Origin of the sequence: Enterobacter sp. JMULE2 (genome assembly GCF_013337145.1) — a bacterium.
Taxonomy (GTDB): Bacteria; Pseudomonadota; Gammaproteobacteria; order Enterobacterales; family Enterobacteriaceae; genus Enterobacter; species Enterobacter mori.
This window is the reverse complement of sequence record NZ_SGWD01000006.1, coordinates 1-9,702: the sequence shown is the minus strand read 5'-3', so window position 1 is coordinate 9,702 and position 9,702 is coordinate 1. Positions and strand designations below refer to the sequence as shown.

Below are 9,702 nucleotides of genomic sequence, written 5' to 3'. Positions count from 1 at the left end.
TGAGTCCAACCCGGAAAAGCACGCTAAAACGCCACTGGCAGCAGCCACTGGTAACTGGAGGTCGCAGGAAAGTAAGTGTGAAAAAGTAACTTTTTCTCTTGAAGAAGCCCATTTATAGCGGCTAAACTGACTGTACTGTTTTGGTGACTGTTCCTGCGATGAACCAGTTACCGTCCGGTTTCGACGAGTTTGCCGCTCGAAGAACCCGAACCAACCCGCCTTACGGCGGGTTTTTTCGTTTACAGGGCAAGAGATTACGCGCAGCGGTGAACGATCTCAAGAGGATCTTTTTACGATCCTCCAGAAAATATGATCACCAGCGTAGTTCGGAGGTCGGAAGAAACACAACCGAAGAAACCATATCAGCGACATCATAATTAACCTGCATACTCATCGAGACATGACGCCCACTAACAGTAAAAATATCTGTCCAACCAAAAGCCCGCTTCATAATGACTTCTGGAGGAGAGCTTCGCTCAGGCTCTCCCAACGTTTCATGAACCCAGCTCCGCGACATAGTACTTTTAAGTGGTGCCGGTAGTTCATTAGGAAAGACCCAATTATTAACACTATCGTGTTGTATACTTAGAATAACAGACCATAACTGACGCCCCTCTCTCTTGAAAGTTAGGTGAACCCCTTCTTTTGCCATATCTAATGTCAAATCAGGATCACCCGGATACCCCGTTGGTTTTGTTTTATAAGGAATTAACCCTTCATCAAACAACTCTTGATAGGTTTTACCTATACCGCTGATTAAAGCATCTACATTTACGGTCATTTGTACAGCCCCATATCACTGTTAAGCTTATGCATTTTCGCTCTGGCCGCCTCTATCTGGCCCTCCGTAGCACCGTGATCTTTCAATGCCGGTTTGATGGTGTCCAGATTACGGTCCAACGCCGCCCGCAGGTTGCGCGAGTCCAGTTCGATTTGAGTCGGTTTATTACGCCCGCCGTATGTCTCACTGATCTTCTGGTGAACTTCTTTTGGTATAACTATTGCGGCAACATCTTCAGCCATTCGATCTAACTGTTTAGTGTCGAGTTTCGGATATTTTTGTTTCAAATAAGCCCGAACAGCCGCAGCCGATGGCATATGGTCAGCCTCATATTTCCCCTGACGGGAACGACGCTTAAAGTCGCTGTACAGCTCCACCTCCAGGAACTCCACCGGCGGCTTGCTCAGGTAGATATAAATCGGCGGCAGGTCCGGCACCGGCAGGATCAGAATATAATCCGCGAAATGCTTTTCCTCCGGGGCCGGGGTGGTGGTGGCCGTGATGCCGGTATTGTCCGGCAGCGGGTCCACAATCACCGGATTCGGCAGCACCGGTCGCGCCTGATTGCCGGTGTTTGACGGCGTGTTAACGCCGGAATGGTCCGGGGTCCAGACGATGGTGATGCGCGGCTCTTCCTCGGTGGTAAACGTGTACGCCTGATAACGGCTGTCCCACTCCATTTTGCGCACCCGCACCATATCCTTGCCCGGTGGCGTATGCCAGCCGTGCGGCGTGGGGTTTCCCCTGCTGTTCTCCTCCCACGTAAAGCGCACCCGTGTAGGCGCTTCACGTAGCTGCGCGGTGCGCATCCGATCCAGAAAATCCTGCTCACCGTCATTGAGTCGCCCGGGCATCATACCGATTAGCAATCCGGCAACGGATGCCCCGGCTCCGGCAGCGGCAACCTCACCAAAGCCAGCAGCAGCACGCACCGCCCATGTGCCATAGGTCAGGCCGCGACCGGCGAGAGGCTCCAGCACGCTCGCTCCGGCAGTCGCCGTCTGCGCCCGGGCGGCGGCGGCGGCTGTTGCTACCGCCGCCTGATAGTCCATTTCCTCGTGGTTGCCGTTCCACCATTTCCATAGTGCACTGCGTTTCTTCGGCTTCGGTACATCCTCCGGGGCAACCGGCTTTTTCTTCTTGGCCGTCTGCGCGTGCTGGGGTGCGTCGGTATCTGTCGCCGCATCCGCTGGCGGAACCGCCCGGAAGAAACTCATCTCCGCAAAGTTACTTTGCGGCTCTCGCGTCTCTCCGGCATCGTTGCAGCCGTCGCCACGCAGACAAGATTTCGCAAATACCCGGTTACGTTCTCGCTCTTCCATCAGGCGTTTAGCTTCTGCCTCCTGCGCCGCTTTGCGCTCTTCCATCATGACCGCCTGTTTCTTCCGGGCCGTTTCCTCACGTTCGGCTGCCAGCCCGGAATTGCAGTTGTAGTCGTAGGTATGAGTGGTGACAGTGGGAACAAACCTGGATTTACAGGGACAGGAACTGTAACTCTCTATCGACCCGGCCCACTCTTTCACAACACCACCAACTTCGTAGGTATCTCCCATCCCACCACAGATGCGGAACAGCCCTTCATGCACACCACAAGTCACCGGGTCGCCGACTCTTGCCTGCTGACGGACTACACCGCCAATGTCATACGTTTCATCTTCCGCACCACTGAGAATCCGTCCTCCACAACGGGTTTTATCCAGGTGGTAGAGAAAGCAACCTTCTGCCGGCATATCAAATCCTTTTCATTTCGATGGGTAAATAACGCACCATCATACACCGGGCGGAACCTAACCGGCATGTCACCGGCTGACGGAGCGGCTCCCCCCCCCACGATGAAACGCAGCGTAAAGCCCCCTGCCGGACGTTTAACGCCTTAACCACAAAACCCTACGCCTCACCACACAAAATCGCACAGAGGCGATTACAGGCGTTTTTAGCGGGGGTGGGTTATATCCCGGAACGCGTGCGGTACAATCCGGGGCAGAAACCCACACGACACGCGGAAACGTGACCATGAACAAGCAACACGCCGCCGTACTGAACATGGCGAAATTTATCAAAACCCAGTCCCTGCTCCTGCTCGAAAAGCTGGACGGCCTTGACCTCGACGAACAGGCCAGCGAGTGCGAGCGGCTCCACGAACTCGCCGAAGCCCTGTGTGACCACCTCACAGAGGCGCTGGAGGGCAGGTCATGAGCAGCAGTAAAACGCGCCACCGCCTGAGCCCGACCGACAAACGCCTGCTTGCAGCACTGATTGCTGCGGGTCATGAGGAGTACGCCGCCCGTGACCTTATCCAGAAGCATGTCTACACCCTGACGCTGGCAGACCAGCGCCACCTTGTCAGTGAAATCAGCAACGGCGTCGGACAGTCACAGGCCTATGATGCAATTTACCAGGCACGCCGAATCAGGCTGGCCCGGAAATACCTGACTCAGCCACGGTAACGGTGGCGGTCCGGAAGGTCGCAGAATGTCTGCTGTAGGGCGGCGGGAGCCATGCCGGAAAAACGCCCCTCCCTGTGGGGGAGTGCGAAAAAAATAACAAACATCTGAAAAATAAAGCCTTTCTTAAATAATGAATGTTTTTAGCCCCCGTTAAAGCCCCCTGACGCAGAAAGTCAGGCACCTCTCCCGGACGGGGAAAACACAGCAGGGAGCGGATACGGTGCGTACGTGGACAATGCAGATTCAGGCTCTCTTACGCCTCCCCGCTCACCCGGTCGCTGTGCTCCTGCCGTTCGGCTGCGGCGGGCGTTGCGGGCTTTTTTTTTATTGCGAAGAAGTCAGGCAGAACGGGGATGGGGTTGAAAGTTCAGGAAGAACAAAGACTCCAGATGTACAAAAGCCCCGTGACAGAATCACAGGGCTTGAGTACTCTAGTTCTTGCAGATACCTGCCAGGAACAAGACCGCAATCTAATCCTAGCAGGGCTGGCTAGCCTTGTCACTACCAGCTTAATACCATCCAACGACAATAAACCCATATCTGCACCCTTGACGCTCAGGTCTGCGCCCCGGACTCCGGCAGGATAAACAGGCAAACGGTGGGAAGGTTAAAAACCTAACCAGCCCGGGAAAGAAGCTGGCTCTGCCCCGTCTCGCTGTACGATAACAAGCACCTGATAAAGTGAGCAACAAGGCAGTATTTGCGGTGAAGTGCGATTGCCTCGGTCTGGCGCGACACCCACAAAATAAGAACCCAAAAGAACGGCCTGACGCGGGTCGCTCCGCTCCCGTTTTCAAGTGTACCCACCACGGGGGCATTAGGCATCTATTGCCAAAATTTATGTTTTGATTTAACAGTCAACCTTTAACAATTTCGTTAATACGACTCATACTCCAGTCCGGTATTTTGACTCCAGCTCACATCAAAAAGCGGTTTTCTATCAATACACCGGGCCTCTGTCTTCATGTCGTTGAAACAAAAAACTTCATCTGTGGAAAACAGCAGACTTTCTTCCGGTTCAGTACGATACCCATTCCCGAAATCCACAACTAATATGTCGTAATAATAATCGGTTCCTTTACTCGGTATCCCATATTTCGCCTGTATCATGCCCTTATTTGCTTCCCACCAGGCAATCTGACGACTCTTCAGATACGGAAAATGCCTGACCAGTATCGTATTACCGTCGTGGACGGCCACAATCTCAACCGGGGTCAGATACTGCCAGAGCAGATAGCCGCTGGCAGCAAATGCTACAACACCCGCCATTAGTCGCTTATTCACCGCGCCTCCCGCTGATTTCCACGGTCGCATTCATCTCGGTGATAAATGGCTTATATCCGTAAAGATCCCAGCGCTGGAGCACGAACCACAGCCGAAAAATACGGAACTGCCTGAACAGGTCGTTCTGAACATCGGCATCATCAAGCCCGAAGTGATCCTGAACCCGGTAGTGCACCATTGCCCTGTAGCTGTCGCCCGTCACCTCCAGCGATTCCAGCGTGATATGTGTCGACCAGGTATCATGAACGGTAATCACCAGCCCGTTAGTACGATCAATAAGACTGTCAAACTTAGGTAGAACCGCCCTCTGCAAGCCTTCAAAGTTGCCATTTCCGTCGAATAACGAATCCTTTTTATCGAGCGGAATAAAGCCATACTCGTAGTTAATTGCAGCTTTCAACACTCTTTTGATTTTCAACAAAGAGCTTTGCTCAGAGTGGTCATTCAAAATCTGCTCTTTCAGCGCCCTGTCCAGTAGCGGACTGCTGTAAGGCTTCCCGCTGTTGCCCTCCATGTGGGTGATCATCTCCGTGATGACGTTCCTGTATGGCCCCTGAAACGAGAACAGCTTCGCCAGCTCCCTGAACTCGTCAAACATCAGGTGAGCGGCCTCTTTCCTGCTGACTGACGGCATCGGTTTTGGCTGAAAATCAGGGTGCACATACGGTGAGGAGAACGCAAAGGGGTCTGCCGGATCTTTCAGTTTCAGCGTCCACGGATTGACCTTCATCGAAACCTCGTCAACATTCAGCCGGAAAGTATTTCTCAGTGTCAGTACGTCCAGGTCGCCGCAGTGCATGTCCTTCGCGTCGTAGTCATCCATGATGCGCTGCGTGGTATAGATACGCGCCGGAAGCGGCAGCGGTTCAGGAGGCGTTTTTGCCGGGGTCTCCGCTGAAGACAGCGCTTTCGCCACCTGCGCGTGCTGCTCAGGCTCTGAACTGGCTGACGCTCTTTCAGGCTCCTGATAAGGCCCGTGTGACATAAACGTATGGGTGGGGATGAAAAAAGCCTTACACGGACAGGTAGAACGGCTGTAGAGCGTGCTGGCGGCTAATTGCCCGTGAACAATATCACCGGCGTATCCTCCCACCACGCTGTAGACACCGGGGTGCTGACCACAGGACACCTGACAGCCCACGGTTGCCTGTCTGTTTAGATTTGGGCCAATCTGCCTCCCCTTCGGGTGTCCGGTCAGCACTGAACCCCCGCATGTCGTTTTATCGCCTTTCACAATCCAGAAGCCTGTCGCCATTTTTTAAATCCTTAAGTTTCAGAGTGCAGCTCCGCCACATGAAAAGAAAAAGCCCGCTGTAGCGGGCTTTAATCGTAGACTTCGCGTCGATGGCCGATGGTGGCCGCAAGGATAACCAGCTCGTCATCCCGGATTTCACACAAGATGCGATAATCTCCGACACGATAACGCCAGAACACCCCCAACTCCCCTTTGAGCGGCTTACCTGACTGCCGGGGATCAGCGGCAACAGCAATGCGTAAATCCATAAAATCCACAATCCGTCGTGCGGTCTGTTTGTCCATCTTACGTAACGATTTGAGCGCCCGATCCGAATAGTTAATCGTCCAGACCAAGTGACTTCCTCACGTCTTCAGACGAATGCACTGCTTCATCACCACGGCGAACGCGTGCAGCAGTTTCTGCTGAAAGATAATAATCTTCCAGGTCTTCCAGATGTGCCAGTATCGCTTCCCGCGCATAGAACGTTTTCGTTCTCCCGGTCTGTTTCGCCAGAGAATCCAGACGAGCTTCAATATCATCAGACAGCCGGATAGCCAGCATATAAACCTCCCGAACACCATTTGATATACACGTATAGCAATAGTACCACAATCAACCTAAAAGAACAAAAAACAATCTTGTTAGCCCCTCTTGATAATCCGTAACGCGGTCAATATATCTAGCTTGAGGGCTTTCCTCTTAACTATTGAAAGGATAACGATTATGGGTCTTAAGCGGGGTCCGAAACGAATTGCCGATTCAACAGGGAAACCTGATAAACGCCAGCGTGACAATAAAAAAACGCAGGGAAATACTGACAAATTGAAACCCAGCAAATCTTCAAAAAAATAAGTCAGTAGTTAAAAGCCCTGCGGGGCTTTTTTTGTACCTGCCGTTCAGGCGAATTTACCATAACACCCGTTATCGGCACCGCTAAAACGCGCTCAGGGCGATTTAAGGCCGAAGCCGATGAAAACCACAGCCTGCACTGCAAAAACGCGTCAGAAACGCGCTGGTGAATTTTACGGGGTATGCATGGCTATGCAGCAAGGTGCATGATGTGCCGTTTGGCATAAATTGCCAGGTTAAAGCTCTGTTTTCATCCGTTTCGCCCCCGGGGTAACGCTCCCCAGTGCCGGTTTTCCATATTTTTCCGGGTATCCCCCTGCTAAACTCCATCATATCGACGCATCAACACGGGAGGCTCCGCAATGAGCAATACCACACACTACGAAAACGCCAACTTCCTGCGCGAACTGGCCGAAAGCCTGCCCCGCATACTGCCGGAAGGTGGCCCGGATAAGGCGGCACTGTTGCAGCGTCTGGCTGACGAAGAGCTGGCCCAGGCCGAATATGAAGATCAGGTTCGCGCCAAAGTGACTGCCGCCCGCGCGGACACGCGCCCGGGTATGACCACGGAGCAACTCCGCCAGCGGCTGCGTGATCGCTATCAGGAACTGCGCGATGCCGTATGACGTGGAATGGAAGCAGGGAGCCATCGAGGACGTAACGGCGCTGTTTGACTATATCGCGGAAAATTCCTCGCTGTGGGATGCGCGGAACGTCACCGATCGCGTTCTCGCGGCCGCAGACAAGCTGACCGACTTCCCGCGACTCTACGAAGTGGACGTACGCTATGGCGAGGACGTTCGCCGGATTAGCCTGATGGGGCAGCATGTTCTCTATGATGTGAATGATCCGGCGCAGAAAGTCCGGGTTCTGGCCGTGGTCGGCCAGCGTCAGAATCCCCACCCCATTCGCTGATAACCGGTGACGGGAGCGAAATTCATTGCGTGGCCGTCACCGGCCGGACAAGCGCAGTGCGTCAGTCTTTTGCGGGCGTAATGGCCTCAATGATCATCTCCATCGTGAAGCCGCGACTTTGCAGAAACCGCATCTGCCGTGCTTTCTCCTTCGGGTCTGACGGCAGAGCATCACCAAACTTTTTACGGCGGCTTTCAGAGGCCATGGCAAACCAGTCAGCCGCAGTATCGGCAAGAGCACTTTCAGCGACGCCCTGTTCAATCCCCTTCTGCCTGAACTCCATCCTGATACGGGACGGGCCATACTCCTTACGCAGAAAGCGAGACAGCAGATTTTCAGCAAGACGGCGGTCATCGATATACCCGGACTCCAGAAGACGCAGCAGAGCCGCTTCCACCGTCATAACGTCATCCGTCATCGTATGCAGAACCCTGCGCATTTCGCCATGACTGTAGTCCTTTCTGGCAAGCAGGGTCACGGCGTGCTCATACAGTGCTTCAGGTGTCATGTCAGCCCTTTTTTCTGTTCAGGTACACGCTTATATCTTTCATGGTAATTGCTCCGTTAATGGGTGGGGTGATTACACTGTAATGAAATGTGTGATACACCGGCCGAAATGAATTACATAGTGACAATCCCTGTATGACACCAACCAAAAAAAACGGGTCTGTTTTGGCTTTCAGTGGTGAACAATAAATAAACGCCATCACCACTGAAAAAAAATTAGTTTATATTAAACAATTTCTTACAGCAGTGGTGACACTGAAAAAAAATGCAAAAACCAGCCGTTCCCCGCGAGTTTTGCACCCCCGGTGCTCTCAAATGCTGGAAAGTACCTTTTCGGAGGTGGGGGGGGGTTATACGGTCGCACGTCAACCCCCCTGCGTACACCGCGCGCACCCTCATGCGCAGAAAAAATCCCCGTTCAGGGGGTATAAACATGTTTACAGGCCAGCACTGATTACCGCGCCATTTCTGGGCTGGAAGGGTATTAACATGTTAACAGGGGTATAAACATGTTTAGTTCGGCGGCGTAGCGTCTTTGCCGCTCGTTTCACGGGGCATGAATGTAGTGAAAAACCTTAACATTCCTTAACATCCAGCTTATGCCCCAATTCGCAGTTCCTCCTCCAGCTCGCAACCCTGTTTCGTCACCCGCTCACAAAAAATCCCCGTCATCATGGTGGCGAACGGTCACGGTGAGCGTCAAAAAACAGCAAGTCTGAAAAGCAGATATCCCGTTGATTAAATGCGATTTTAAAAGTGAATAGCGTGTTTCTGCAAAATGTTAAATCTCACGGAAAAGAGGGGATCACCCTGATTTTAAAGGAATAACGCATTCCGTTTTTCGTGAGCACATACGGACTTTGATCAAAAAGCGGCGTTTTTTGCTTAATTTTTCGCAAAGATTCAGTTTTCAGATTTGAGGAAGAAAATCGGATGAGGCCAGAGCTGGCGCTGTGTTCAGGGATTCGGGCAGTGAGACTGAAAACGTAAAATATGTGCATGTGTAAACCGCAGGCGGGTGCGGTGTAGTGCCGTTTCCGTGGGCAGCAGGATGTTTTCAGCGTAATGGTTAAGAAACCCCAACCGCATGAAGTCAGGCAAATATCCCGGAGAGGGAAAACACAGCAGGGAGCGGATACGGTGCGTACGTGCAGAATGCAGGTTCAGGCTCTCTTACGCCTCCTCGCTCACCCGGTCGCTGCGCTCCTGACGTTCGGCTGCGGCGGGCGTGACATACGCTCACGCAACAAGCTCAGGGGTTATCCACAGATTCAGGGGATAACCCACCACAAAACATGTGCGCAAAGAGAGAAGGGGCGTAAGAGGCCGCGCCACCAGCGCTTTTCCATAGGCTCCGCCCTCCTGCCAGAGTTCACATAAACAGACGCTTTTCCGGTGCATCTGTGGGAGCCTTACGCTCAACCATGAATCCGACAGTACGGGCGAAACCCGACAGGACTTAAAGATGCCGGTGATTTCTCTCCGGCGGCTCCCTCTTGCGCTCTCCTGTTCCCGCCATACGGTCTACGTGTTGTGGTGGAAGCCTTACCCAAATCACCACGCCCCCGTTCCGGTTAGGCAGTTCGCTCCAAGCTGGGCTGTATGCAAGAACTCCCCGTTCAGCCCGACTGCTGCGCCTTACCCGGTAACTGTTCACTTGAGTCCAACCCGGAAAAGCACGC

Annotated in this window: 11 protein-coding genes; 4 read left to right on the top strand and 7 right to left on the bottom strand. The window is 53.0% G+C overall.

What is annotated here, in order from left to right:
• Positions 1 to 313: 313 nt before the first annotated feature.
• A complete protein-coding gene (locus EXW94_RS00690) occupies positions 314 to 781 on the bottom strand; it encodes a DUF6392 family protein (RefSeq protein WP_174339283.1) in 468 nt (155 codons plus the stop codon).
• Positions 778 to 2,511 carry an S-type pyocin domain-containing protein gene (locus EXW94_RS00685; RefSeq protein ID WP_254797796.1) on the bottom strand — a complete coding sequence of 578 codons (1,734 nt, stop codon included), beginning with the start codon at positions 2,509 to 2,511 and terminating at the stop codon, positions 778 to 780. The genes EXW94_RS00690 and EXW94_RS00685 overlap by 4 nt, the downstream gene beginning before the upstream one ends.
• A gap of 283 nt (positions 2,512 to 2,794) precedes the next feature.
• Between EXW94_RS00685 and EXW94_RS00680 the strand changes: the two genes are divergently transcribed.
• Positions 2,795 to 2,977 (top strand): Rop family plasmid primer RNA-binding protein, encoded by a 183-nt coding sequence (locus EXW94_RS00680; protein WP_174339282.1) that lies wholly within the window; start codon positions 2,795 to 2,797, stop codon positions 2,975 to 2,977.
• Positions 2,974 to 3,228: a hypothetical protein gene (locus tag EXW94_RS00675; protein WP_174339281.1), complete on the top strand. Its 255-nt coding sequence runs from the start codon at positions 2,974 to 2,976 to the stop codon at positions 3,226 to 3,228. Before EXW94_RS00680 ends, EXW94_RS00675 begins: the two co-directional genes overlap by 4 nt.
• A gap of 876 nt (positions 3,229 to 4,104) precedes the next feature.
• Here EXW94_RS00675 and EXW94_RS00670 read toward each other — a convergent pair.
• From EXW94_RS00670 to EXW94_RS00655, 4 genes are all read right to left on the bottom strand, one after another.
• Positions 4,105 to 4,512: a DUF943 family protein gene (locus EXW94_RS00670; RefSeq protein WP_174339280.1), complete on the bottom strand. Its 408-nt coding sequence runs from the start codon at positions 4,510 to 4,512 to the stop codon at positions 4,105 to 4,107.
• On the bottom strand, positions 4,505 to 5,767 hold the full coding sequence (locus EXW94_RS00665; RefSeq protein ID WP_174339279.1) for a PAAR domain-containing protein: 1,263 nt from the start codon (positions 5,765 to 5,767) through the stop codon (positions 4,505 to 4,507). Before EXW94_RS00665 ends, EXW94_RS00670 begins: the two co-directional genes overlap by 8 nt.
• Before the next feature lie 68 nt (positions 5,768 to 5,835).
• Positions 5,836 to 6,102: a type II toxin-antitoxin system RelE/ParE family toxin gene (locus tag EXW94_RS00660; RefSeq protein WP_174339278.1), complete on the bottom strand. Its 267-nt coding sequence runs from the start codon at positions 6,100 to 6,102 to the stop codon at positions 5,836 to 5,838.
• Complete coding sequence (locus EXW94_RS00655; protein ID WP_174339277.1) at positions 6,086 to 6,310, bottom strand: DUF6290 family protein; 225 nt, start codon at positions 6,308 to 6,310, stop codon at positions 6,086 to 6,088. The genes EXW94_RS00660 and EXW94_RS00655 overlap by 17 nt, the downstream gene beginning before the upstream one ends.
• Before the next feature lie 650 nt (positions 6,311 to 6,960).
• Between EXW94_RS00655 and EXW94_RS00650 the strand changes: the two genes are divergently transcribed.
• Together EXW94_RS00650 and EXW94_RS00645 are read left to right on the top strand one after the other, a co-directional pair.
• Positions 6,961 to 7,224 (top strand): plasmid stabilization protein, encoded by a 264-nt coding sequence (locus tag EXW94_RS00650; protein ID WP_174339276.1) that lies wholly within the window; start codon positions 6,961 to 6,963, stop codon positions 7,222 to 7,224.
• On the top strand, positions 7,214 to 7,513 hold the full coding sequence (locus tag EXW94_RS00645) for a type II toxin-antitoxin system RelE/ParE family toxin (protein ID WP_174339284.1): 300 nt from the start codon (positions 7,214 to 7,216) through the stop codon (positions 7,511 to 7,513). The genes EXW94_RS00650 and EXW94_RS00645 overlap by 11 nt, the downstream gene beginning before the upstream one ends.
• A 61-nt stretch (positions 7,514 to 7,574) precedes the next feature.
• Here the strand turns inward: EXW94_RS00645 and EXW94_RS00640 are convergent, their stop codons facing one another.
• Complete coding sequence (locus EXW94_RS00640) at positions 7,575 to 8,021, bottom strand: regulatory protein RecX (protein WP_174339275.1); 447 nt, start codon at positions 8,019 to 8,021, stop codon at positions 7,575 to 7,577.
• Between the last annotated feature and the right edge of the window lie 1,681 nt (positions 8,022 to 9,702).